This window comes from Colwellia sp. MB02u-14, assembly GCF_014076915.1.
Taxonomy (GTDB): domain Bacteria; phylum Pseudomonadota; class Gammaproteobacteria; order Enterobacterales; family Alteromonadaceae; genus Colwellia_A.
This window is the reverse complement of the sequence record NZ_JACGUX010000087.1, coordinates 297,612-321,001: the sequence shown is the minus strand read 5'-3', so window position 1 is coordinate 321,001 and position 23,390 is coordinate 297,612. Positions and strand designations below refer to the sequence as shown.

Genomic DNA, 23,390 nt, shown 5'->3' with positions numbered 1-23,390 from the left:
GATTAAATTTATGTAACCTATTGGGTCGAGGTAAAAAATGAAAATATTACCATTAATAATGATAACTGCTAGTTTAGCTATGTCGATGAATGTACAAGCTTATCAAGAAGTAACATCGGGTGGCTTAGAAACTATCCGCGGTATGGCTAAAGTGAATGAAACAAAAAGTGCTGAAGCGCTTAAGCGGGTAATTAAAGATAAAAATCCGATTAAGCGTAACTATGTCCACCAACCACCTGTTGTACCACATCAAATTCGAGGGTATCAGGTTAATAAAGACAGCAATAAATGTTTAACTTGTCATAGCTGGAAATATGCCAGAGAAACAGGGGCAACCAAAATTAGCTTAACGCATTATGAAGCCCGTGACGGTAAAACATTGTCAGATGTTTCACCGCGCCGCTATTTTTGTTCTCAATGTCATGTCACTCAGGCTGATGCACCTGAGTTGATTGACAATACGTTTAAACCCGTTGAATTGTTAGGTAGTAACTAATGACTTTTCTTTGGGTAGCTAAAGGGGATTAAGATGACAAAAGAATCAAAAATTAAAAGCTTACTCAGGTATTTAAAATCACCCAGTAGTGCAGCTCTGTGGTTTATTTTAGCGATTGGTTTTGCGGGGGGAGTTATTTTCTGGGGGGGCTTTAACACCGCCCTAGAGGTTACCAACACGGAGGCGTTTTGTATTAGCTGTCATGAAATGGAAGATAATGTCTATGAAGAGTACAAAGAAACCATTCATTATGCTAATCGTTCCGGCGTTCGAGCCACCTGTCCTGATTGTCATGTGCCAAAAAAATGGACACATAAGATCGTTCGAAAAATAGCGGCAAGTAAAGAAGTTTGGGGCATGCTGACCGGTTTAATTGATACCAGAGAGAAGTTTCAGGATCACCGCCGTGAATTGGCTGAACGTGAATGGAAACGTATGAAAGAGAATGATTCACTGGAATGTCGTAACTGCCACAACTTTGAGTACATGGATTTTTCAGAGCAAGGCAATCGCAGTGTTAAAATGCATTCAAGTGCCTTAGCCTCAGGTGAAAAAACCTGTATAGACTGTCATAAGGGCATTGCCCATGAATTACCAGACATGAAAGGTGTAGCTAACTGGTAATTAAATATCAGCAGGTATTTGTAAAGCTTAATATTGCTATAGAAAAACTAAAGCCTCTTTAATTTTATGATTAAAGAGGCTTTATCTTGTTGATGCTATTATTATTATTTTGGATTACACATGATGCTTGATGCGAAATTACTATATTCATGTGTAACTTAAGCAAGGTTAGAAAACTTTTTTCATTACAATGGCATCTTCATAGCCAAAGCCTGATGCACTTGGGTAATACCCTGTTCTTCGACCTGTTTCGGTAAAACCACTATTGATATACATCATTTGTGCGCTGATATTTTTTGCACGAACTTCTAACCAAATAAGCGTGTTGTTGAGTCGTTTTGACTGGTCAAAGAAGTGTTCAAGTAATACTTTGCCATAACCCTTGCCTTGCAGTGTTGGTGATACACATATATCCATTAAGGTAGCTTCACCCGCAACATGTTCACCAATGTAAAACCCCACTAACTCATTATTTACCTTTAAATAATAACCAAAATAACGTGCGCCAATACAGCTGTTAAAAGTTTTTTCACTCCATGGGTGAGAATGACACGCGTTTTCTATCGGCATTAATGAATCTACATCGTTGGGAGAAATTTTATGGTAGCTAAAAGTCATATTATTGAGTTTTCTTGTAGTTTTTGCCAAAGTGCTTTTTTTAATAGCGGAGAATTTTTTAAAATGTTAATAGAGGGGGTGACCAAGTGATACTTTGTAAGCGAAATATTAGTTTGCTCGCTGAATTGCCACGTTAATAAACCCATCGATAAGGTCTTGTTATCGCAGCTTACTTCGCCCAAAGACAAGCCTAAACAGTTTAGAATATCAGTAAACATTGTAGTCTCAACCAATGCAGAAAGTTCGATGCTTATATAGTCAAGGGTATCAGTACTGTTCTTTTTTTCACTGTTTTTTAACTGCCAAAGTTCGATGCCCATAGCTTGTAAATGCGAAAACTGTCTTTTAGTCATGGTCATAAATAGGGCGATAAAACCTAGTGTAAGTCAGGTCGACATAATGACAGAATTTTTAGTTAATACCAAATAAATAGCAATAGATTATGCTTCTAGTTACCTTATTTTTGCGCCATGACCAGCTGTTCTATTTCGATTAAAGAGATGGCTTTACTGAAATAGTGGCCTTAATATTCCTGGCAATTTAATTGTTGAAGAAACTCTAAATGTTTGATAACTCTTCGCCTTTAGCGACAACACTTAACTTTAGATTATTAGCTACGTTGATAATAGAGCGAACAATACTTTGATCGACAGTAGATTCATGCATCCCCATGATAAATGATCTATCTATTTTCAGAATATCGATAGGAAATTGTTTTAAATAATTTAAAGAGGAGAAACCTGTACCAAAATCATCTAAAGAAAGCTTGAAGCCAAGTATTTTAAGCTGTTTCATTGTGGAAATGGCTCAGTCTATTCTTTCAAGCAACATGCCTTCAGTGCTTTTAATTTTTATTCGCGACGGTATTACATTCTATTGCTTTAACTTACCGGTTAACAAGGAAATAAAACGCTGTGGATCAGAAACATTTTGGCAGAAACATTGATTGAAATAGGTCCAGAATTTATTGCTTTTTTTGCCATAAGGCACTTGCATGAAACCTTTATCAATCGCAATTTTATCTATTTGGTCTATCAAACCCAGCTTTTAAAAAATGGAATGAAGCTGTCGGGGTAAATAATATTCCCATCGGGTTTAACCCATTTTATCAAGGCTTCGGTACCTGAAATTATGCCCGTCTTAGTATCGAAAAAAGGTTGATAATAAAACTCAAACACCTTTTTTTATAGTGGTTATCAGCCTTTGTTCTTGGGCTAACTGCTCGGCGACTTCACTATTCATACGTTGTTCGAAAAACTGATACTCATTCTTTTTTTGTGCTTTAATATCAAAAATTGCTGGCGCGGCTTTTCGTAATAGCTCTTGAGGGGCATCTGCACCTTCAGGGTATCGTGTTTACCAATACTTGCCGTAACCATTAGTTGTTGTTTATCAGGGGTATATGCAGCTTCAAAACAAGAGAGTATTTTACGTGCTACTGCTATTGCTCCATATTTAGGATCTGAAAGCTCTACTAAAATACAAAATTCAGCACCATTGATGCGCGCTATCACATCTTTTGGATATAATGTCTTGCTTAAGCGTTTAGCTATTTCACAAATCACTTCATCTTCGGCATTACGACCATAAGTGTCGTTAATTCTTTTAAAGCTATTTACATCAAGTAGTAAGATGGTTGGCGATCTTTGAGAACGTTGGGAGTTCAATGATGACTGGATAATTAATTCATGTAGTAAGGTTCTGTTTGGTAGTTTGGTTAGATCATCGTGTGTAGCAAGTTTACTTAATTGTTGTTGTATTTTTACTTTTTCAGTAATGTCTCTAAAACGCCTAGGTAATGAATAATTTCATTATTATCATTTTTAATGGCCTCAACCTCAACCTCAACCTCAACCTCTAACTCTATATAATACACTTCACCGGTAGATTTTTGATCAGAAAGTTCTCCTAACTAACTGCCGTTTATCATCGCTAGAGTACGTGATTTTTCAGATAAATTAGCTGGTTGAACATACGTTTCTGCAAAAACAACTTTTTGGCCGATTACTTCAGACTTTTGTTTGTGTATATGAGTGACGTAGCATTATTGACCACTGCAATTTCAAAGTCTTTATTGGATATCCATACTGCATTAGCGGTATTTTTAAACGCAATAGATAACAATATTAGTTGCTTTTTATTGGCTCTAATTGTCTTGTTATGGCGTGTTAAACGCATTTTTTCCTTACGGATGTGGTGGTTTACCGTCAGTAGTAAAATTACTAAAGCGAATATACTAATCACAATAGTCACCAAGCCTTGATTTTTAACGGCGATAAGTTCTACTGTTTTTAACTGATTTTCCGCTTGTAATAAATTTATTTTTCTTTGTCTTACTTCTGCTTTATATTGATTTTGTAGCACAGCAACAGACTTTTACCGTGCATCATCATTAAGTTTATTTACTAATAAGGTCTGTTTCTCTTGGAAGTAGAAGGCTTGCTGCCACTTTTGCTGCGCTTAATAGGCCTTGCTGATACGATTGTAGGTTTCTACCTAAAGTTGTTGAAGCCTTGTCTCTTGATAATAAAATAATGCGCGATTAAAAATAGTCAACGCTTGTGGGATTTTTCCTTGCAGTAAATAAATGTCACCTATAAGACCTTCTGCGCTTATCTGTGACTTTTTATTTTCAGTCGCGGTGCTTGAGTGTAAAGCTTGTTTTAACTGTTGTTCTGCCATTGTGAGTTCATTAACCATAATATAGGTTTCAGCTAAACCAATAATGGCGCCTAAAGTCTCTTTTGGACATTTTTTGTTGTCAGAGTTAAAGTGCTGTGGTCATTTTTAAATTCAACTAACTGATTTTCTTAAGTAAGATATTGAATGCGAGTATAGATTGTTCTGAATTGATGTTATTTAGGGTTACTTTATATCGCTCTAACCATTGTTGAGCTTTTATTTTATCTATTTTTAATATTGAACTGTAATGTCATTGGTTAATGATCAATGCTTGAAATATATCGTTATCAAGTATCACTGCTTTTTGGAGTAATTGAGCATAAAACGGGGCTTTTTCTTGAGGTGATATCGAACTATTATTGCGGATTGATTGATCATGCAGATATAAAACTTCTTCGCTATTACCTTCTGCTGCTATAGAGACAAATATTATAAAATATAAAGTGAAAAATAATAGTAAGGACCATTTTATTTGAGGTACATTATTAACAATTTTAAAACTTTTCCAGTCAGATAATATGAGAAATAATGAATATACTATAGGTTATATATTGATGACTTCACTCAAAGATAAAAATATTATGAAGGTATGTACAAAATAATTTTTAATTACTTTGTCATAGAATATATTTATTTTGGTTTTAATTGTAATAGCGAGGAAAAGCTATGATAAGAATTGGCAGGGGTGGAGAGATTCGAACTCCCAACCGTCGGTTTTGGAGACCGCTGTTCTACCAATTGGAACTACACCCCTGCAACGGATTCGAATTATACCCAAGCAATTGCAAAGGTAAAGCGCTAACGTAAAAATAAATGAAATAAATGCTCTTTTGCTTAAAATATCAACATTGCGTTGGTTTTAAGGGCAGTTTATTCACTTTAGGTGTTAACTCCCCCTTATTGATAAATTTATGTTTAATTAGTTATTACAAAATCGAAGCGCTTCTGGGTAAGGGAATACATCCTCAAATTTCCCTGCCGCCACATTTTTTTGGCACTGTTGCCAAAAGCTAGCTTGTAATAAATCAGCATGATGAAGTAAAAATGCATTGCGATACTTAGTGTTTGCTAATGCGAAAGTCGCAATTTCTTCAGGAAACATATCGCCAGGGGCCACAGAATACCAAGGTTCTGCTGCATAAATTTGTTCCTCCGTTATTGCTTCTGGCTTGACCCGAAAATTGACTTCGTCCATATAGGTAATTTCATCATAATCATAGAATATAACTCGTCCGTGGCGTGTTACACCGAAGTTTTTTAATAACATGTCTCCAGGGAAAATATCAGCAGCAATTAACTGTTTTATGGCACTACCGTAACCGTACATCGCCTCTTCAATTTCACTATCGCTCGCTTTCGCTAAAAATAAATTAAGTGGGGTCATGCGGCGTTCAATATATAAATGTTTGATGATCACTAATTCGTCTTCAAAACGAATTATAGATTGAGCAACACTGAGCAGTTCATTTAACAGTGCTTCACTGAAGCGGTCTTTTGGAAAAGCAACTTCAGAATATTCCATGGTATCGGCCATTCGTCCGACTCTGTCATGTAATTTTACTAACCTATATTTTCCCTTTACATCTTGTTTTGTCATGTTCTTGCTGGGAGCAAATTTATCTTTTATGATTTTGAAAACATATGGATAAGAAGGGAGGGTAAATACTGACATCACCATTCCTTTAATGCCTGCCGCTAATTCAAACTTATCGTTACTGGCCTCAAGGTGATTGAGAAAATCACGATAAAATTGGGTTTTACCTTGTTTATGAAAGCCAATGGCTGAATACAAGTCAGCTAAGGTTTTATGAGGAATTAATCGTTTGAGAAACTGTACTAATGCAAAAGGGTGCTGACAGTCGACAAAAAAGTAAGCGCGTGCAAAACCAAATACCACCGCCATTTTGGCACCTTCAGTTAATAACGCGTCAATATATAGGCCAGCTTGGTCGCCAGTTTTTTCATTATTAATAATAGGGACAATAAAAGGTGTTTCTCCAGCAGGAGATATAACTCGCCCAATTATATAAGCGCCTTTATTTCGATAGAATATAAAGTCGAGAATATCGAATTTTAATTCGCTGAGTTTATATCGTGTTTTGTGCGCGTGTTTACGAAAAGATTTTATCAGACTCTTGATATCTCTATCTAAATCAACAAACGGCAAGTTGAAGTTTGCGTTAGTCATAATGGTGACAATGGTCTGCTCAAGGCCTAATTCACTGGGAGAATAACGGGTGTAAATCACTGGACTTGAAATGTTTTCTATTTGCTCAACCGTACTTTTGACAAAAATAAAAGCATTATGGTAATACTTACGCTCGAACAAATGACAAAAAATGGAATTATAAAAACTTTCCGCAAGCTCTGGCTGATGGTGTTCTTTTAATAACGCCATGTAGCTTACCTTTACGTTTTGCCATAAAAGTTCATCGAGCTCAGAGATAAAAAAATCTTTTTTTATCGTCTCTAACGTTTCTTCAACACGTTTATCATAAAAGTCGGTTCGACTTCTTGCCGCGTCTTGCACTGCTTGCCACTGGCAAAGTTCAAAGCGTTTTTTTGCTGATTGGGTAATTTCACTAAAAAGATAAATATGACGTTCAAAACCGTTAAGAATAGTTTTGGCGATAGCAAAAGCAATGTTTTTCATGATGATTATTCAACTTAAAATATTCTGATAATTTCAGCATACGATAAATTGCTAAAAAGGGGAGATAAAGTTTCCAATATGATGATTATAAACAAGGTAAATATAGAGCTATTTTATATTTACCATCTATTCATCCTTTATTCCCACCGTATCAGCGTTATTACTTGCTATTGTTGGCGCTGAGCACTAAAATTACGCGTTTTTTATTCTCTTAAAATAGTAGTTTGAATTGGTATTAACATGCGCGTAGCTGACTTTTCTTTTGATTTACCCGAAGAACTTATTGCCCGATATCCGAAAGCGGATCGTACTTCAAGTCGTTTAATGTCTGTTGATGGCAATAATGGCGATATTATGGATCTCGGATTTACCGATATTATTGAACAACTTAATGCTGGTGACTTACTTATTTTCAATAATACCCGCGTTATACCCGCGCGTATGTTTGGACAAAAAGAAAGTGGTGGGAAACTTGAGGTCTTGGTTGAAAGGATCCTCGACGATAAACGTTTTCTTGCACATGTTCGCGCGAGTAAACCACTTAAAGTGGGTAATAAATTAAGGTTAGAAGATAAAGTTTCGGCGACGATGTTGGGTCGACAAGGTGCTTTATTTGAGCTTGAAATACACGGTGAACAATCTGTTTTATCGGTCCTTGAAGCAATAGGGCATATGCCTTTACCGCCTTACATTGATCGCCCTGATGAAGACAGCGACCGCGAAAGATATCAAACTGTTTATAATGAAAAACCAGGAGCAGTTGCTGCCCCTACCGCAGGTTTGCACTTCGACGAAAACTTATTAGAAAAAATAAAAGCGAAGGGTGTTGATCTCGCTTTTATCACTTTACATGTTGGTGCGGGTACTTTTCAGCCAGTAAAAGTTGATGAAATAGCCGACCACATTATGCATGCTGAATATGTTGAGGTTTCTGATGAAGTGGTTCAACAAATAGCGAAAACCAAAGCGAAAGGCGGGCGAGTTATTGCTGTGGGTACTACCTCGGTTCGTTCAATAGAAAGCGCTGCCAAAGCGGCCAAAGAAAACGGTTCAGCCCTTGCTGCTTTTTATGGTGATACTGATATTTTTATTACCCCAGGTTATGAATTTCAAATTATTGATGCATTAATCACTAATTTTCACTTGTCGGAGTCAACATTGTTGATGCTAGTGAGTGCTTTCTCTGGTTATGAACATATGATGGCCGCGTATCAGCATGGTGTTACAGAAAAGTATCGATTTTTCAGTTATGGCGATGCGATGTTCTTAACAAAGAAAACTGAAAAGTAAAAATAGAAATATAAAAATATAAAGCGTATAAGGCGCTTTAATAAGATAAACGTTTAATTATTTACCATAAATAACCGCTAGCCTGTTTCGCTAGAAGGTTTGGAGACAGTCTTAAATGACCGATAAAATAGTAGAAGAAGTGAATAAACCAGTAAAAAGCAAAATGAAATATGATCTAATCAATACTGACGGTAAAGCGCGTCGTGGGCGTTTAACGTTTGACCGTGGTACGGTTGAAACCCCCGCTTTTATGCCTGTTGGAACATACGGTACGGTTAAAGGTATGAAAATGGAAGATGTTGAAGCAACGGGTGCTGAAATTATTCTAGGTAATACTTTTCACCTAATGCTTCGTCCAGGTACTGAAATTGTTGAACAGTTTGGTGGCTTGCATAATTTCATTAATTGGCAAAAACCTATTCTTACAGACTCTGGTGGTTTTCAGGTGTTCAGTTTAGGTAAAATGCGTAAAATCACCGAAGAAGGGGTAAAGTTTAGCTCACCCATTAACGGTGACAAAATTATGCTTACGCCTGAACGTTCAATGGAGGTACAGCGCAGTTTAGATGCTGATGTTGTTATGATTTTTGATGAATGTACGCCATATCCTGCATCACATGAAGAATCACAAAGCTCAATGGAATTATCATTACGGTGGGCACAGCGTTCTAAAAATGCCCATGGCGATAATCAATCAGCTTTGTTTGGTATTGTTCAAGGCGGCATGTATGAAGACTTACGAGAAGTTTCAGTTAAAGGCTTAAAAGCGATTGAGTTTGATGGTTATGCGATTGGTGGTTTGTCAGTTGGCGAGCCTAAAGAAGATATGATCCGCATTCTTGATCACACGACGCCCTTGATCCCTGAAAATAAACCCCGATATCTTATGGGGGTTGGAAAACCAGAAGACTTGGTTGAAGGTGTTCGTCGCGGCATTGATATGTTTGATTGTGTTATGCCAACACGTAATGCTCGAAATGGTCACCTATTCGTGACTAACGGCGTTATTAAAATTCGTAATGCCAGCCATAAAACAGATACAGGGCCACTAGACAGTGAATGTGACTGTTATACCTGTAAAAACTATTCACGTGCTTATTTACATCATTTAGATAAGTGTAATGAAATTCTAGGCTCACAATTAAATACTTTACATAACTTGCATTTTTATCAGCGTGTTATGAAAGGATTGCGTGCAGCTATAGAGCAAGGTAAGTTAGATGCCTTCGTGAGCGAGTTTTATGCGCTACGCGGGTTACCCGTTCCAGAACTAAAATAGCTATTTATAGAATTAAAAGAATCATCCATTTATTAACAATAAAAATCAGAGGAAATTATGAGTTTATTTATCAGTGAAGCACACGCAGCATCAGGTTCAGTCGCAGGTGCTGATGGCACATCAATGTTGATCATGTTAGCCGTTTTTGGCTTGGTTTTTTACTTTATGATCTATCGCCCACAAGCTAAACGTGTAAAAGAGCATAAAGGCTTAATGTCAGCATTATCAAAAGGTGATGAAGTCTTAACGCAAGGTGGCATTGTTGGTAAAATCGTCAAAGTTTCAGATGAAAAAGATTTTATCGTAGTAAGTGTTGCAGAAGGAACTGAAGTTGTTCTACAAAAAGCAGCAATAAACGCGGTATTACCTAAAGGCACAATGAAGTCATTGTAATTGTAAGTTGTCGTAGGTTAGTTATTTGCTTGACGCATAGCTAAACATGTTTGGCATGACGGTTGACCTACAACGACTTAAAAGAATGTTAATAAAAAGGATGAACTTGTGTTAAACAAATACCCCTTATGGAAAACACTGATGGTGCTATTTATAGTGGCCTTTGGTGCTTTATATGCTTTACCTAATTTATACCCTGAAGACCCTGCTGTGCAGGTTTCAGGTTTGCGTGGCGTTGAAGCCAATGCTGCAACGCTTGAGAGCGTAAAGAATGGATTGACTGCAGATAACATTTCATTCTCAAGTATTGTGCTTGAAAGTGGTCAATTACTTGTCCGTTTTAGTGATACAGAGCAACAACTTCGTGCCCGTGATTTACTTGAAGAAAGTCTAGGTGATAAGTTTTCGGTGGCGTTAAACCTTACACCGGCAACCCCTGCATGGTTAGCAAGTGTTGGCGGTACACCGATGAAGTTAGGTTTAGATTTAAGTGGTGGTGTTAGTTTCCTAATGGAAGTGAACATGAGCGAAGCCATAGTTAAAGCGCAAGAAGCGTTAGTTGACGACTTTCGTACCGATTTACGTGGTGAAAAAATTCGCTACCGTAGTGTTAAAAAAGCGAATGATTCAATTAATGTTCAGTTTCGTAATGTTGAAGATTTAACTGCCGCTCATGACTTTTTGAAAAAACGCTACCGTGATTTTTTAATGACAGAAAATACTGATAATTTAACGTTATCAGCAAAAATGACGGATCAAAAGCTTAAAGAAGTTCGCGAATATGCCCTACAACAAAATATTACTATTATTCGTAATCGTGTTAATGAATTGGGTGTCTCTGAGCCGCTTGTGCAACGCCAAGGCCAAAAACACATCATCATTGAATTACCCGGCGTTCAAGATACAGCTAAAGCAAAAGAAATTTTAAACGCGACTGCTACTATTGAATTCAGACTGGTTGATACCGATGGCGACTTAAGTGCTGCACTCAACGGAAGAATACCGGCGAGTTCAAAGTTATTGTATGAACGTGACGGCACCCCTGTTTTATTGAAAAAACGCGTGATGCTAACCGGTGATCATATTGTTGATGCGGGCTCGAGTTTTGACGAATACAGTCGTCCACAAGTTAATATTTCACTTGATTCTGCCGGTGGCGGAAAAATGTCAAACGGTACTAAAAGTAACATTGGCAAACCAATGGCGACCGTATTTATTGAATATAAGCCGACTGACCGTAAAGATGCTGAAGGTAATACTATTTTTGAAAAAATAGAAGAAGTTATCTCTGTAGCAACCATTCAAGCGCGTTTAGGTAAAACCTTCCGTATTACTGGGGCGGGCAGCCAAAGCGAAGCACATAATTTAGCGTTATTATTACGTGCTGGAGCGTTAGTTGCGCCTATTCAAATTGTAGAAGAGCGAACCGTTGGCCCAACATTAGGTGCTGAAAATGTTCAACTCGGCTTTCAAGCTATTTTAATGGGTTTTGGCTTAGTCTTTATTTTTATGATTATTTATTACCGTGCTTTTGGTGTGGTCGCAAATTTAGCGTTGGGCGCTAACTTAGTCTTAATTATTGGTGTGATGTCTTTAATTCCAGGGGCAACGTTAACGTTACCGGGTATGGCAGGTATTGTATTAACGGTTGGTATGGCCGTCGATGCTAACGTACTTATTTTTGAGCGTATCCGAGAAGAAATGCGTGATGGTAAATCGGTTCAACAATCTATTCATCAAGGGTATGATGCGGCATTTTCAACTATTATTGATGCCAATATCACTACGCTGATTGCGGCGCTTATTTTGTATGCTATTGGTACAGGTCCGATTAAAGGCTTCGCGATAACCTTATCTATCGGTATTCTTACCTCAATGTTTACTGCGGTTGTTGGTACACGAACCATAGTTAATATTGTTTGGGGCGGAAAACGTCTCGACAAACTTTCAATATAGGGCGCAGATATTTATGCAAATTTTACAAGTAAAAGAAACTATCGCCTTTATGAGCTACCGCAAGGGAGCATTGATATTTAGTATTTTATTGATGCTTGCTTCAGTATTTTCATTAGCGACCAATAAATTAAACTTCGGCCTAGATTTTACGGGTGGTACGTTAATTGAGGTGGGTTTTGAGAAAGCCGCTGATTTAAATAAAATTCGTGCAGTCATGGACAATAGTGGCTATCCCGATGCTGTTGTGCAGTTATATGGCAGTAGTCGTGATGTGGTTATTCGTTTAGCTGAGCGTGAAGGTTTAAACGTTGAGATGCTTGGCAATGAAGTACTCAGTGCTTTACAAAAAGGCACAGGGCAAAAAATGGAAATGCGCCGTATAGAATTTGTTGGCGGCAGTGTTGGCGATGAATTAGCAGAGCAAGGCGGTTTAGCGATGCTAACCGCACTGATCTGTATTCTTGTTTACGTAGCATTTCGCTTTGAATGGCGTTTTGCTTTAGGCTCGGTGTTTGCGTTGTTTCATGATGTATTGTTAACGCTTGGTTTGTTTTCGGTGTTAAAACTTGAGTTCGACCTGACAGTACTCGCGGCAATTCTCGCGGTTATCGGTTATTCACTCAATGATACCATCGTAGTTTCTGACCGTATTCGAGAAAATTTTCGGAAGTTACGTGAAGGTGGTCCGGCAGATGTTATCAATATTTCATTAACGCAAACGTTAAGTCGTACGTTTATCACGTCAATAACGACGTTATTAGTACTCGCTGCGCTATTCTTTAGAGGTGGTGAGCTTATTCATGGTTTCGCAACCGCGTTATTATTTGGTGTGTTTGTCGGTACTTACTCGTCTATCTATGTAGCAAGTTCTGTTGCGCTTGCTTTTGGTATTTCTAAAGAAGATTTGATACCAGAAGTTATTGACAAAGAAGGTGCAGATCAAGAAGAGATGACACCTTAACTCAGATTAAGACTATGAGTGTTTAACCAAAAGCCGAGTATGATACTCGGCTTTTTATTGCCTAATGAAAGCTGATGGGAATAGCCAAAGGATAAAACGATGAATGGATACTTAGGCGTAATAGCTTATCCACTCTATATTGATACTCACGTTAAGTTATAAGATGAACCGTTAATGGTATCTTAGCTCTCTTACCTTGCCCCAAAATACTCGATAAGAAAACGCGGTATAACTAAATATTACCGGGACCACAATGATAGTGCCCCACAAAACAAAGTTTAAAGATTCAGGTGCTGAGGCTGTTTCCCAGATAGTCAGCTTATTTGGCACAATATAAGGGAAAAAGCTAAAAGCTAAACCAAAGAAACATAAAGTAAATATTACAACCGCAGCTACAAACGGGCGCCAACAACCTTTATCATTGACCTTAGGTAACTGCTTCAATTGAATAAAGCTAAAAATAAACAGCGCAAAGCAAATAAAAGGTAAAGGTAATATTATGAATGCATTAGGTAAAGAAAACCACTTGTCATAGACATTAGGATTTATTAATGGGTTAACGAGCGATACCGAAATAACACCGATAAAACAAACCAAAGCTGTTTTTTGAGCCCAAGCAACGGCTTGTATTTGTAACTCGCCTTCAGTTTTCATAATTAACCAACACGCCCCTATATAACTATAAGCGGCAGCAACACCAAAGGCACTTAATAAGCTAAAGCTGTAAGCGGCTAAAGTGCTTTCAAAGCCCATAACATACATGCCTAACATATAGCCTTGGCTTAGAGAGGCAACCAGTGAGCCTCCTTTAAAGACTCTGTTCCAAGTAGGTTTATGGCTAAAGGCGGCTTTAGCACGAAAATCAAAAGCCACACCGCGCAAGACTAAGCTAATTAACAAAATTGCGGTTGGTAAGTATAATTCTTTAAATATATAACTGTGTGCTGCTGGAAATGCGATAAGCAATAAGCCAATTGCGAGTACCAGCCAAGTTTCGTTCGCATCCCAGAATGGGCCAATTGACGCTATCATTGTATCGGCGTTGTCTGTTTGATCAAGAGGGAGCAATATGCCAACCCCCAAATCAAAGCCATCTAATACCGCATAAAGTAAAATTGAAAAGCCCATCAATGAGACAAAAATGATTGCTAATGTATATTCTTCAAACATAATCTAGCCCTCAACCGTGTTTTTTGAAGTATTAATTACCGGCTTAACCTGTTCATCAATACTGATTTCTTCTATTTCAATGGCACGTCCAGCCATAGTGAAAATGGTGTGTAAATAAGCAACCATAATCACAACGTATAAAACCAAATAAAGCGTTAGCGTAATGCCTACGTTTTCTGGTGCTATATCAGTCGCAGCATCTTTCACCGTTAAAATTCCTGTTACTAACCAAGGTTGGCGGCCAATTTCAGTGACATACCAACCCGCTAATGTCGCTATCCAGCCAGAAAAACTCATCACAACAAGGGTTTTTAACAACCAAGGAGATAATTGATTTTTGCGCCATAATATAAAGCGGCTAAGCCAAGCGATAGCAAGCATCAGCATACCTAAGCCCACCATAATTCTAAAAGCAAAAAACACAGGCGCAACGGGGGGGTGATTACCTTCAAATTCGTTTAAGCCTTTTATTTCGCCATCTAAATCGTGCGTTAATATAAAGCTTGCCATCTTAGGGATTGCGATTTCAAAATGGTTAGTTTTGTGCTCTTCATCAGGTAGAGCAAATAATAATAAAGGCGCTCCTTTTTCGGTATGCCAAATGCCTTCCATTGCTGCAATTTTTTGTGGTTGATGTTCTAACGTATTTAAACCATGCATATCGCCTAGAAATATTTGGGTAGGCGCAAGTATAGCCGCTACGGTTAATGCTATTTTGAGAGTTAATTTAGGCGCTTTTTTATCGTCACCTTTTAGTAAGCGATAAGCACTAATGCCTGCTACCAAGAAGGCGGCGGTTAAACCTGATGCAACAAGCATGTGAGATAATTTGTAAGGGAACGATGGGTTAAAAATAATAGCGAACCAATCAACTGGATAGGCTACACCATCTCGCATTTCATGGCCTTGAGGGGTTTGCATCCAAGAATTGAGCGCTAAAATCCAAAAGGACGACAAACTGGTGCCAAAAGCAACAATTAACGTTGATAGCGTATGTATTCGAGCGGACACTCGATTCATACCAAATAACATAATCCCCAGAAAGCCAGCTTCTAAAAAGAATGCGGTTAGCACTTCATAGCCTAATAATGGACCAGCAATATTACCGACAGTTTCCATAAACTTTGGCCAGTTGGTCCCAAATTGAAACGACATGGTAATACCGGTAACTACCCCTATTGCAAAGGTGAGGGCAAAAATTTTAACCCAAAAACGGTATGCGCGCATCCACACGGGATCACCTGTTTGATCAAAACGTAATTTGAAGTAAAACAAAAACCAGCTAAGAGCGATGGTTATTGTGGGGAAGAGAATATGAAAACTAATATTAGCGGCAAACTGTATGCGTGAGAGCATTAAGGTTTCTAACATGATTTACTCCATAAATCCGTTTGAACACTGTTATGTGTTAATAGGATTAACGTATTAACGTGATAATTTTTACCACTTTGGATGCTTTTAAATGGTTAAAAATAGTAAAGTGTTTTTTAGCTTTTTTTCATAAACTTATCCTTCATATCTATAACTTTGCTTACACCAGCCCCAAGCTTCATCAGGGTGTTGAGTTTATCAGGGCTCATACTTTGTAGCTCTGAAGCCCAATGAGTCATAGTTTCCAGCAGATCATGCATTTCATGCATTCTTTCTTGTGCATATTGCTCTTGAGAGTTGGCGGGTTCGTCTAATAAATTATCGCGTAGCAATGATAGTGTTGGGTCAACTTCACGTTTGCGACGCTCTTCAAATATGCGTATTGCCATTTCCCAGATAGACCCAGCAGGCGAGTAATATTCTTTGCGGTCTTTAGGTTTATGCTGAACTTGTACTAACCGCCAAGACTGTAATTCTTTAATACCCATGCTGACATTGCCACGAGAGATATTGAGTGCTTCAGATATTTGTAGCGCGGTAAGTGGTTCGTCATGAATGGTTAGTAGGCCATACATTTGACCAACAGTACGGTTAAAGCCCCAGCGACTGCCCATTTCACCACAGTGCATAACAAACGATTCAATTTTAGTTGTCATTATCATAATTGTGCTTTCTGAACTTTCAGTAATTTCTGAAAGTTTAAACTGTTCTTGATTTAGATCAAGCTTTATTTATGTCTTTGGGTGCTTTATATGGTTCTATTTATGAGGAATGCACCTTAAAATAAGGTGGGGATAAAGGCGTTATGAAAGTTGATTTTCTTAGTGAGTGCTTTAATTCTTTTAACGTTAAGATCAACGCATTTAAACCCTTATTATATCAATGACACCTCATTAAAATTAACACGTTACTATTCGCTTTGGCGAAGGGAGTACTTAAAGATTAACCGGTAATTAATATCTCGCATGCATAACATTATTACGATAAAGATGAAATTTTATAATACTAATTGAAGAATCATGGGGTTTATATGAGTTTTTATGATTACAGAAAAGCTTTACATGATAGTATTTTTTAGGGGCAAAGCTCTTAAACCAAACGTTTGTTACTCTCTTGCAAATGTTTTTTACGCCGCGTAACTTACGCGGCTGTGTTTGCCTAACAGATAATCCTAAAGTCCTTTTTATCATAAATTGTTATGTTAGAAGCGAGTACGGTGTGAGATAATTAATGCCTGCTCATCACTTAATTGATATAAATAATTATGAATACAACAATTTTAAGCACCTTTTTAGCCGACGTTAAAACCGCACAATCGTTTTGGGCACTGCAAGAAAAGTCAGGAGAAGATTGGGTGGTACTTGACTCAATTAACTTTGAAAACACTGACGTTATGCCATTATGGTCAAGCGAAGCACTTGCTCAAACACATTGTATTGATGAGTGGCAAGCATATGTACCGACTAAAATAACGTTAAGCGACTGGTTAGAGTTTTGGCTTGAAGACCTTGGTGAAGACGGCGTTATTGTGGGTATTAATTGGCTAGAAGAATCAAATCAAGCTGAGGATAATGAGTACGTTGAATTAGACCTAGCTGAATTTAGCCAAGCACTTGCTGAAATTGAAGCCTTGTAAAATTCATAAAAAGCGCATGTTGATTTTATGTTTATAAAACTCAATGTGCTGTTGTTATTCTGCTGACAATTCTAAATAGTCTAATAAACTCATGCGGCCATTTTTGGTTGACTCTATTTTTCGCTCATGTTTTAAATCCTTCCATGCGGTAACTTTTCCACCACTATTGAGCTTTTCAAAAATCCCTGTATTACTCCCTTGCGCTATTGATAAAAAACTGATCAATTGTTGGTAACTCGCTGGCTGGCTAACATCTATTGTGAGTAAGTCTTGCGTGCGCTCAGAGAAATATTGCAGCACTTCATGGTTGTGTTGCAAGTAACAACGGGCTAAAAACATGTCATTGTTGATATTTTCTAATGTAAAAGGTGAAAATGTACTTACGTAGCAACGTTTAATAATAGTATTAAAACCACCGTCAGCACGCGTCACATTAATATACATACGTTGTAGCAACTGTTTAATTGAGGGTAACCACTGGTCAGATTTTCGCGCTAAGTAAATAAATTTACTGTTAGGATAAAATTTATCTAAACGTTTAAAGTCAGCAAAGATGGGGGTGTCGGCAATGACTTGTGCTTGATCAAACGTTTTTTGTGTATAAGCGGTATGCGCAACGGTATATCCTAGCTCAAGCATTGCTGCACAAATACTGGTGGTGCCAGAACGAGGTAAGCCGATAATAAATATTTTAGTATTATTCATTAAGGCCTACATCCAAGACTTTTGACTGCTTTCTACTTGGTAAAGCACATCGTCGAGTAATTGATAAGCAAGCTTTTGCTTGATAAAAGGAATGTCCTGAGCGCCTGCAGCGAGTACGATTCTTATTGAACTGAGCTGGTGACGCTCTTGGAACCAACTTTGTTTACATTGAACTTGTTGAGTTTTAAAAATAGGAAAACAGGTATAGTCGACACCAAAATAGCCTTTACGAATATAAATTAAATCATCATCTTTAGCATAGCCCCATCGTAGCCAGCGCATAAAAACTAATACACTCATAAATAAATAACTGGGCGTTAACACCATTAAAAAATTAGCTTTATCAAGGGTGATAAAAAGAACCGAAAGTAGAATAAACATGGGTGAAAGAATATAACCAATATTGCGCAGTAAAAAGCGTTTGCTAATACGGTGGTAATCGATACTCATCATCTTATTATTAGGGTAAACATCGTTTATTAAGGTCAAACACTCATTTGGGTTGATTGACGGCACAATAATACGACTATTTTGTGCACTCGCTTGATATTGATTTAATGCACTATTGCTTTGCTCAAATTTAAGGTTAATACGTTTTAGTATCACATCAAGCCAATCTTGTTGGCGAACCACCATTTGTAAACGTGATAAACGCATGATCACTTCATATTTGGTTAATAGTCCACTGCGACGAATATAACGGTCATCCACTTTACTTAAGGTGAAGTTGTAAAAGGTAATAATAGAACCTGCAATAGAGAAAAGCGTAAAAGGTAATAAAATAATAAAAGTTAAGGTCAGTGCATATAAACCAATTTGCCACATCGGCTTATCTGAAAAGGTAAGAAATTTTTCGAGGTCAATACCTAAACCGTTAAAAAACTCAATAATATATCGTCCAAAGTCATCAAGAAATGGTGCTAAACCACCCATAAAAATCCAAATTCGGTTGTTGGTTATGCCATGAATAACAAGATCAGTGATACCACGAGTATTTAAAATTACTTCATTGTTTTTATTATTTGAAGTTGAATCTTTTACTGTATTGGTACTTTCACCCGCGATAGTCGAATGGGCAACTTGGTGTTGAACTAAAATTTCTTTTTTAAGTTGTTCTGCAAAATCTATTTTTAAGGCGACGACCTTTGCTTCTTGTTTCGCAGAGCCTGCTGTATCCAGTTGTAAGCAAGTAAAGCCAAAAGGTCGATAATATATAGGTTGCTCAAGTTTTACGTTTTGAATTTTAGCAAAAGGCAAGTTAACGTATTTCTTTGAAATTACCCCCGAACGTATTTCAATATGATCTTGATATAACCGGTATTGAAAGAAATAAAAACTTAAAAAGGTAGAGGTAATGATAACCGCGAGCACGCCTAAACCTATAGGAAGCCATAGGTGGGGATACGCGATAAAATTATCATAGCCAATATATAATGCAGGTAAGAACACAAGGATATTACTTAAAAACCCAGCAACAAATTTAGCTAAAAAATAAATAATAGCGATAGGTGATATACGTTGCCAATCTTTAGTGTTTTTTATCGTTTCACTCGGTTGCGTAGTGGCATCTGAGTTGTTATTTAGGGTTTCTGTTGATTTATCCATGATGATTAACATCTTTGTGATCAAGAATAAATTGGCGAATGCTCTCCGCTTTATCTAGTGGTAACCCCGGAATTTCAAATGTGTGCATTGCGCCACCTGCACTGAAAACCTGTAGTGTAGCTAAACCTATTTTACGGTCAATAGGGCCACGTTTTAATTCTACATGTTGAATACGTAACATTGGTTGGCTAACCGTTTTACGAAAAACAACACCGCTTTTATAGCTAAGGTCTTGTTCTCGAAGTGCATAAGACTTTTGTTTGTCAGCAACAATAGTGTAAAAAGTACTGATAAAGCCGACTAAGACTGTAGCCCCAATAAAAAAACTAACAACGTTGTTTGCTGTTGTCGATAGCGGAATAAAACGTTGTAGTAGAGCAATAAATAATACTGAAATAATAAAAAGTGTAGAAAATAAGCTGATATAACGATTACTTTTCGCATAAAGGGGGGATAAATGTTCAAAGGTCAGTTTAGTTAAGTGTGGTAAATTTTCACTTGGTAACACAGCGTTTGAGAAATTGGCGGTTCCCTGCATAGTATTTATTCCTATTATTTAAAGTGGTTATAATTTTTATCAGGGGAATGTTAAGCCCAAGGTAAAATATCATCAATAGTGGTGAAGCACTGAGCGTGAAGTTTACTGAACATTTATTATTTTGGGGATAAATAACCTAAATTTATTAAGTGTTTTTCATCAAAAGTGTTAACAACATCACCAATAATCACCAGCGTTGGTGGTTTTATGTTATGCAACTCAACCAGATGATTTAACCCTGCTAAAGTGCCTCGGTAAACATGTTGTTCAGGATTTGTGCCTTTATAGATAAGGGCTGCTGGCGTCGAAGCTATACGACCGGCTTTAATGAGTTGCTCACTAATTATCGGTAAACTTTTAATGCCCATGTAAAAAACGACAGTTTGTTTATTATCAGTGAGGGTGTGCCAAGGTAGTGATAATTCCCCGTTGTTTTGTACATTGCCGGTAATGAAAGTACAACTTTGAGCAACTTGTCGATGAGTTAAAGGTATGCCAACATAACTTGTACATGCAGAAGCCGCTGTCATTCCAGGCACAATATGACAGGCAATATCATGTTTTAATGCAAATTGTGCCTCTTCGCCACCCCGACCAAAAACAAATGGATCGCCACCTTTTAAACGTAATACTTTTTTATTTTGCTTCGCATGATCAACTAATAACTGATTAATATCATCTTGAGGTACTCGATGCTCAGCTTGTTTTTTCCCCACATAAATACGCTCACAATTTTCAGGTAATAACGCTAAAATTTCTGCGCTTACTAGGCGGTCATAAATAACAACTTCCGCTTGTTTGATAAAGCGAAAAGCTTGTAAGGTCAGTAATTCAGGATCACCCGGACCTGCGCCAACTAAGGCAACCTCACCACAAGAGAAAGGTTGTTTTTTTATCGGTGCATCGGGTATCGTTAAGGTCATTAATTATTTTCCATCGCAAGAGACATTTAAATTTTTCAAAATACCGTCGTGTAAATTATACACAAAGCCATGAACAGTTACGTCTTGGTTTTTTTTCCAAGCATTGACTAATGTCGTGGTATGGCAAACGTTTGCCACTTGTTCAACCACATTGAGATCGCAGAGTAAATTGACCTTTTTTTGGTGATCTTCAACGGCATCGAGACGGTCTTTGTGAAAACGATAGACATCTTTAATATGCCCTAGCCAATTATCTATTAATCCATGACGCTTATTATCAATTGAAGCTATAATTCCACCGCAGCCGTAGTGACCACACACTATTATGTGTTTAACTTTAAGATTTTCTACAGCAAATTGTATAACAGAAAGGCAATTTAAATCGGTATGAATAACTTGGTTAGCAATATTACGATGAACAAAAACTTCACCTGGAGACATACCGAGTAATTCATTGGCTGGTACTCTTGAATCAGAACATCCTATCCATAAATATTCTGGCTTTTGTTGTTCTGACAAACGTTTAAAAAAATGTGGGTCTTCTTTTTTTATGTTGTCAGCCCATTGCTGATTATTATCGAACAAATGTTGAATAGAAGTCACGGAATACCTTGATAAATAATCGATAGATTGATTTTATGAGAATACCGAGTGAAGTGAAAGAAAAATGTCAGATCAATTATTTATGACGTATATCTCTTTCGTTAATAACGTAGGTGTAATCGTCACAATTGAAATTCAATGTAAGCAGGCTAATGACAACGGTAGCTGTTCGACACAGTCGAGTAAAAACAGAAAAAAGTGCTTAAGGTAAAGAATAAAATAGTTAAAAATCTGGTTTTATTCTTCTGACTCAGTAAAATTAAATGCAACCGTAAACTAAAAAAGGCGGCGATTTAGATGGAGTCAATAAAAGTTCAATAGTCAGGCTTTTGATGATGTGGTTTTTATGTATAAAGTTTTAGAAGTCGATATCCCATAAAAATTGCGATGATAGACATATATTGATTTCCTATTTATATTTTATCTGAGTGATGAACCATTAATTCGTTTAAGGATAGCTAAAATAAAATGGTTTTTTTGATCAATAATTAAAATTAACAAATATTGTTAGCTAAAACAGCAAATAATAGGTAATTTATAACGTAATAAAGCCAAGTAGCTTAAATTTAGGCTGTTTTTTAAACTAACACGATGGATACTCTATGTTTACTCGCTTAAGCGTGAAATTACTTATACCAACTGCGGCTGTTGGATTATTAGCCCTGCTATTTGTACTGCTATTTACTGATGAGCTAAGCCAGTCAACAGTTATCGGTATACTCTCTTTTTTAGTGATTGCCCAATTAATATCAGGGTATATATTTATTGAAAAGCAGCTGTCATCTCGATTAACAAGACTACAACACTATCTTACACTTGTCGTTAGTACCAAACAGGCACCTCCTGGGCCGCTAATTGACAAAGGTAATGATGAACTGGCCACTGTGACGAATGAACTCAGTTCATTTATTGGTAACTTGTCAGACGTGCTTGCGGAGTTACGTACGGAATCTGAATCATTAAAAGAAGGTTCCTTTTTACTGGCCACACAAATGACCGACTCCGTTAAAGCCGTTGACGATTCTGCTCGTCAAATAGCGTTAATGGCACACTCTATTGATGAGGTCGCTTCAACCTCTAGCATACTTTCAGACAGCGCTTCACAGGTGAGCGAAACAACAAATCAAGTCATTGCTATTTTATCGCAAGGCATGACCTCCTCAAATACCAGCCAGCAAACAATTGAGGCTTTTTCTGAAGAAGTTACTGAAATGGCTACCGATTTAGCTTTATTACAAACTGAATGTTCTAATATTGGTTCTGTACTTGACGTTATTCGTGGTATCGCAGATCAAACAAACTTATTGGCCTTAAATGCTGCGATTGAAGCGGCAAGAGCCGGTGAACAAGGTCGAGGCTTTGCGGTTGTTGCAGATGAAGTAAGAGCGCTCGCTCATCGAACACAAGAAGCAACCGTTGAAATCCATTCTATGGTGGAAGGTTTACAAGAAAAATCAACGAATGCAGTGACGGCAATCTCTCGTGGTCAAATTTTGACACAAGACAGCTTAACGCATTCTGCTGAAGTTGTTGAAGCGCTAGAACAAATAGGGCGTGTGTTTAATGAAGTTAATGCGCTAACGTCCCAAATTGCGAGTGGCACTGAACAGCAGCAGCAATCTACAGCGTCGGTTAATACGAATATGGCTGAAGTTGCTTCATTGAGCCAAGATATAACGAATGGCTTAAGTTCTGTTGCGCAACATGCTGAGCAACAGCAAAAAGTATCTATAGATGTTGCGACAAGCTTAAATAGAATTTGTGTTTAGTGAACGCTAACAGCTAGCATTGAACATTTAAAAAAGCCCATATTACATGGGCTTTTTTATGTTTAGTCTGTTCTTCGATATCCTGTTTTATAAAACGTTCTTGCTTGCTATATGTCAT

At 37.4% G+C, this 23,390-nt stretch carries 25 protein-coding genes and 1 tRNA gene; 9 read left to right on the top strand and 17 right to left on the bottom strand.

The window, feature by feature from the left end; translation table 11 throughout:
* Positions 1-37 precede the first annotated feature (37 nt).
* Complete coding sequence (locus H4J52_RS17810; RefSeq protein WP_182181913.1) at positions 38-496, top strand: nitrate reductase cytochrome c-type subunit; 459 nt, start codon at positions 38-40, stop codon at positions 494-496.
* Positions 497-529: 33 nt separating this feature from the next.
* Positions 530-1,120 (top strand): NapC/NirT family cytochrome c, encoded by a 591-nt coding sequence (locus H4J52_RS17805; protein ID WP_182181914.1) that lies wholly within the window; start codon positions 530-532, stop codon positions 1,118-1,120.
* Positions 1,121-1,288: 168 nt separating this feature from the next.
* Here H4J52_RS17805 and rimI read toward each other — a convergent pair whose 3' ends face one another.
* From rimI to aceK, 9 genes are all read right to left on the bottom strand, one after another.
* Entirely contained in the window at positions 1,289-1,738 is a 450-nt protein-coding gene (gene rimI, locus H4J52_RS17800) for a ribosomal protein S18-alanine N-acetyltransferase (protein ID WP_182181915.1), read from the bottom strand.
* On the bottom strand, positions 1,735-2,097 hold the full coding sequence (locus tag H4J52_RS17795; RefSeq protein WP_182181916.1) for a DNA polymerase III subunit psi: 363 nt from the start codon (positions 2,095-2,097) through the stop codon (positions 1,735-1,737). The genes rimI and H4J52_RS17795 overlap by 4 nt, the downstream gene beginning before the upstream one ends.
* Before the next feature lie 199 nt (positions 2,098-2,296).
* Positions 2,297-2,533: an EAL domain-containing protein gene (locus H4J52_RS17790; RefSeq protein WP_182181917.1), complete on the bottom strand. Its 237-nt coding sequence runs from the start codon at positions 2,531-2,533 to the stop codon at positions 2,297-2,299.
* Positions 2,534-2,772: 239 nt separating this feature from the next.
* A complete protein-coding gene (locus H4J52_RS20575) occupies positions 2,773-2,916 on the bottom strand; it encodes an EAL domain-containing protein (RefSeq protein WP_182181918.1) in 144 nt (47 codons plus the stop codon).
* 60 nt (positions 2,917-2,976) lie between these two features.
* The gene (locus H4J52_RS17780) at positions 2,977-3,498 is read right to left on the bottom strand and encodes a GGDEF domain-containing protein (protein WP_310649999.1); all 522 of its coding nucleotides are present in this window, start codon (positions 3,496-3,498) and stop codon (positions 2,977-2,979) included.
* A gap of 244 nt (positions 3,499-3,742) precedes the next feature.
* Complete coding sequence (locus H4J52_RS17775; protein WP_182225330.1) at positions 3,743-4,102, bottom strand: hypothetical protein; 360 nt, start codon at positions 4,100-4,102, stop codon at positions 3,743-3,745.
* Between the two features lie 132 nt (positions 4,103-4,234).
* The gene (locus H4J52_RS17770; RefSeq protein ID WP_182225329.1) at positions 4,235-4,420 is read right to left on the bottom strand and encodes a hypothetical protein; all 186 of its coding nucleotides are present in this window, start codon (positions 4,418-4,420) and stop codon (positions 4,235-4,237) included.
* A gap of 677 nt (positions 4,421-5,097) precedes the next feature.
* Positions 5,098-5,174 (bottom strand) — tRNA-Trp (locus H4J52_RS17765).
* A 165-nt stretch (positions 5,175-5,339) separates the two neighbouring features.
* Entirely contained in the window at positions 5,340-7,073 is a 1,734-nt protein-coding gene (aceK, locus tag H4J52_RS17760; RefSeq protein WP_182181920.1) for a bifunctional isocitrate dehydrogenase kinase/phosphatase, read from the bottom strand.
* A 240-nt stretch (positions 7,074-7,313) separates the two neighbouring features.
* On the opposite strand from aceK, the gene queA reads away from it, so the two are divergent.
* The 5 genes from queA to secF all read left to right on the top strand — a co-directional run bounded on the left by queA (position 7,314) and on the right by secF (position 12,952).
* A complete protein-coding gene (gene queA, locus H4J52_RS17755) occupies positions 7,314-8,363 on the top strand; it encodes a tRNA preQ1(34) S-adenosylmethionine ribosyltransferase-isomerase QueA (RefSeq protein WP_182181921.1) in 1,050 nt (349 codons plus the stop codon).
* Between the two features lie 163 nt (positions 8,364-8,526).
* Entirely contained in the window at positions 8,527-9,642 is a 1,116-nt protein-coding gene (tgt, locus tag H4J52_RS17750) for a tRNA guanosine(34) transglycosylase Tgt (protein WP_182182123.1), read from the top strand.
* Between the two features lie 57 nt (positions 9,643-9,699).
* Entirely contained in the window at positions 9,700-10,035 is a 336-nt protein-coding gene (gene yajC, locus H4J52_RS17745; protein WP_182181922.1) for a preprotein translocase subunit YajC, read from the top strand.
* A 108-nt stretch (positions 10,036-10,143) separates the two neighbouring features.
* Positions 10,144-11,991 (top strand): protein translocase subunit SecD, encoded by a 1,848-nt coding sequence (gene secD / locus H4J52_RS17740; protein ID WP_182181923.1) that lies wholly within the window; start codon positions 10,144-10,146, stop codon positions 11,989-11,991.
* 13 nt (positions 11,992-12,004) lie between these two features.
* Positions 12,005-12,952 (top strand): protein translocase subunit SecF, encoded by a 948-nt coding sequence (gene secF, locus H4J52_RS17735; RefSeq protein ID WP_182181924.1) that lies wholly within the window; start codon positions 12,005-12,007, stop codon positions 12,950-12,952.
* A 171-nt stretch (positions 12,953-13,123) separates the two neighbouring features.
* On the opposite strand, the gene cydB is transcribed toward secF, so the two are convergent.
* From cydB to H4J52_RS17720, 3 genes are all read right to left on the bottom strand, one after another.
* Positions 13,124-14,122, bottom strand: a complete 999-nt coding sequence (gene cydB, locus H4J52_RS17730; RefSeq protein ID WP_182181925.1) for a cytochrome d ubiquinol oxidase subunit II — start codon at positions 14,120-14,122, stop codon at positions 13,124-13,126.
* 3 nt (positions 14,123-14,125) lie between these two features.
* A complete protein-coding gene (locus H4J52_RS17725; RefSeq protein ID WP_182181926.1) occupies positions 14,126-15,493 on the bottom strand; it encodes a cytochrome ubiquinol oxidase subunit I in 1,368 nt (455 codons plus the stop codon).
* Positions 15,494-15,609: 116 nt separating this feature from the next.
* On the bottom strand, positions 15,610-16,155 hold the full coding sequence (locus H4J52_RS17720) for a GbsR/MarR family transcriptional regulator (RefSeq protein ID WP_182181927.1): 546 nt from the start codon (positions 16,153-16,155) through the stop codon (positions 15,610-15,612).
* Positions 16,156-16,757: 602 nt separating this feature from the next.
* Between H4J52_RS17720 and H4J52_RS17715 the strand changes: the two genes are divergently transcribed.
* Positions 16,758-17,129, top strand: coding sequence for a DUF2750 domain-containing protein (locus tag H4J52_RS17715; protein ID WP_182181928.1), 372 nt, complete (start codon positions 16,758-16,760; stop codon positions 17,127-17,129).
* 54 nt (positions 17,130-17,183) lie between these two features.
* Here H4J52_RS17715 and H4J52_RS17710 read toward each other — a convergent pair whose 3' ends face one another.
* The 5 genes from H4J52_RS17710 to can form a co-directional block, all read right to left on the bottom strand.
* Positions 17,184-17,834: a sulfotransferase gene (locus tag H4J52_RS17710; protein ID WP_182181929.1), complete on the bottom strand. Its 651-nt coding sequence runs from the start codon at positions 17,832-17,834 to the stop codon at positions 17,184-17,186.
* Between the two features lie 6 nt (positions 17,835-17,840).
* Complete coding sequence (locus H4J52_RS17705; protein ID WP_182225328.1) at positions 17,841-19,439, bottom strand: PH domain-containing protein; 1,599 nt, start codon at positions 19,437-19,439, stop codon at positions 17,841-17,843.
* The gene (locus H4J52_RS17700; protein ID WP_182225327.1) at positions 19,432-19,977 is read right to left on the bottom strand and encodes a PH domain-containing protein; all 546 of its coding nucleotides are present in this window, start codon (positions 19,975-19,977) and stop codon (positions 19,432-19,434) included. The genes H4J52_RS17705 and H4J52_RS17700 overlap by 8 nt, the downstream gene beginning before the upstream one ends.
* A gap of 116 nt (positions 19,978-20,093) precedes the next feature.
* Positions 20,094-20,900, bottom strand: a complete 807-nt coding sequence (gene cobA, locus H4J52_RS17695; protein ID WP_182223344.1) for a uroporphyrinogen-III C-methyltransferase — start codon at positions 20,898-20,900, stop codon at positions 20,094-20,096.
* Between the two features lie 3 nt (positions 20,901-20,903).
* Entirely contained in the window at positions 20,904-21,503 is a 600-nt protein-coding gene (can, locus tag H4J52_RS17690; RefSeq protein ID WP_182181933.1) for a carbonate dehydratase, read from the bottom strand.
* 602 nt (positions 21,504-22,105) lie between these two features.
* Here can and H4J52_RS17685 point away from each other — a divergent pair.
* On the top strand, positions 22,106-23,272 hold the full coding sequence (locus tag H4J52_RS17685; protein WP_182181934.1) for a methyl-accepting chemotaxis protein: 1,167 nt from the start codon (positions 22,106-22,108) through the stop codon (positions 23,270-23,272).
* Positions 23,273-23,390: the final 118 nt, after the last annotated feature.

Bases quoted from the DNA above. Each gene is read 5' to 3' on its own strand.
- queA (WP_182181921.1), top strand. From the start codon at position 7,314: ATGCGCGTAGCTGACTTTTCTTTTGATTTACCCGAAGAACTTATTGCC.
- H4J52_RS17790 (WP_182181917.1), bottom strand. From the start codon at position 2,533: ATGAAACAGCTTAAAATACTTGGCTTCAAGCTTTCTTTAGATGATTTT.
- H4J52_RS17685 (WP_182181934.1), top strand. From the start codon at position 22,106: ATGTTTACTCGCTTAAGCGTGAAATTACTTATACCAACTGCGGCTGTT.
- aceK (WP_182181920.1), bottom strand. From the start codon at position 7,073: ATGAAAAACATTGCTTTTGCTATCGCCAAAACTATTCTTAACGGTTTT.
- H4J52_RS17710 (WP_182181929.1), bottom strand. From the start codon at position 17,834: ATGAATAATACTAAAATATTTATTATCGGCTTACCTCGTTCTGGCACC.
- H4J52_RS17725 (WP_182181926.1), bottom strand. From the start codon at position 15,493: ATGTTAGAAACCTTAATGCTCTCACGCATACAGTTTGCCGCTAATATT.
- H4J52_RS17805 (WP_182181914.1), top strand. From the start codon at position 530: ATGACAAAAGAATCAAAAATTAAAAGCTTACTCAGGTATTTAAAATCA.
- H4J52_RS17715 (WP_182181928.1), top strand. From the start codon at position 16,758: ATGAATACAACAATTTTAAGCACCTTTTTAGCCGACGTTAAAACCGCA.
- H4J52_RS17700 (WP_182225327.1), bottom strand. From the start codon at position 19,977: ATGCAGGGAACCGCCAATTTCTCAAACGCTGTGTTACCAAGTGAAAAT.
- cydB (WP_182181925.1), bottom strand. From the start codon at position 14,122: ATGTTTGAAGAATATACATTAGCAATCATTTTTGTCTCATTGATGGGC.
- rimI (WP_182181915.1), bottom strand. From the start codon at position 1,738: ATGACTTTTAGCTACCATAAAATTTCTCCCAACGATGTAGATTCATTA.
- H4J52_RS17770 (WP_182225329.1), bottom strand. From the start codon at position 4,420: ATGGCAGAACAACAGTTAAAACAAGCTTTACACTCAAGCACCGCGACT.
- H4J52_RS17720 (WP_182181927.1), bottom strand. From the start codon at position 16,155: ATGATAATGACAACTAAAATTGAATCGTTTGTTATGCACTGTGGTGAA.
- H4J52_RS17705 (WP_182225328.1), bottom strand. From the start codon at position 19,439: ATGGATAAATCAACAGAAACCCTAAATAACAACTCAGATGCCACTACG.
- H4J52_RS17795 (WP_182181916.1), bottom strand. From the start codon at position 2,097: ATGACCATGACTAAAAGACAGTTTTCGCATTTACAAGCTATGGGCATC.
- tgt (WP_182182123.1), top strand. From the start codon at position 8,527: ATGAAATATGATCTAATCAATACTGACGGTAAAGCGCGTCGTGGGCGT.
- H4J52_RS17810 (WP_182181913.1), top strand. From the start codon at position 38: ATGAAAATATTACCATTAATAATGATAACTGCTAGTTTAGCTATGTCG.
- secF (WP_182181924.1), top strand. From the start codon at position 12,005: ATGCAAATTTTACAAGTAAAAGAAACTATCGCCTTTATGAGCTACCGC.
- cobA (WP_182223344.1), bottom strand. From the start codon at position 20,900: ATGACCTTAACGATACCCGATGCACCGATAAAAAAACAACCTTTCTCT.
- yajC (WP_182181922.1), top strand. From the start codon at position 9,700: ATGAGTTTATTTATCAGTGAAGCACACGCAGCATCAGGTTCAGTCGCA.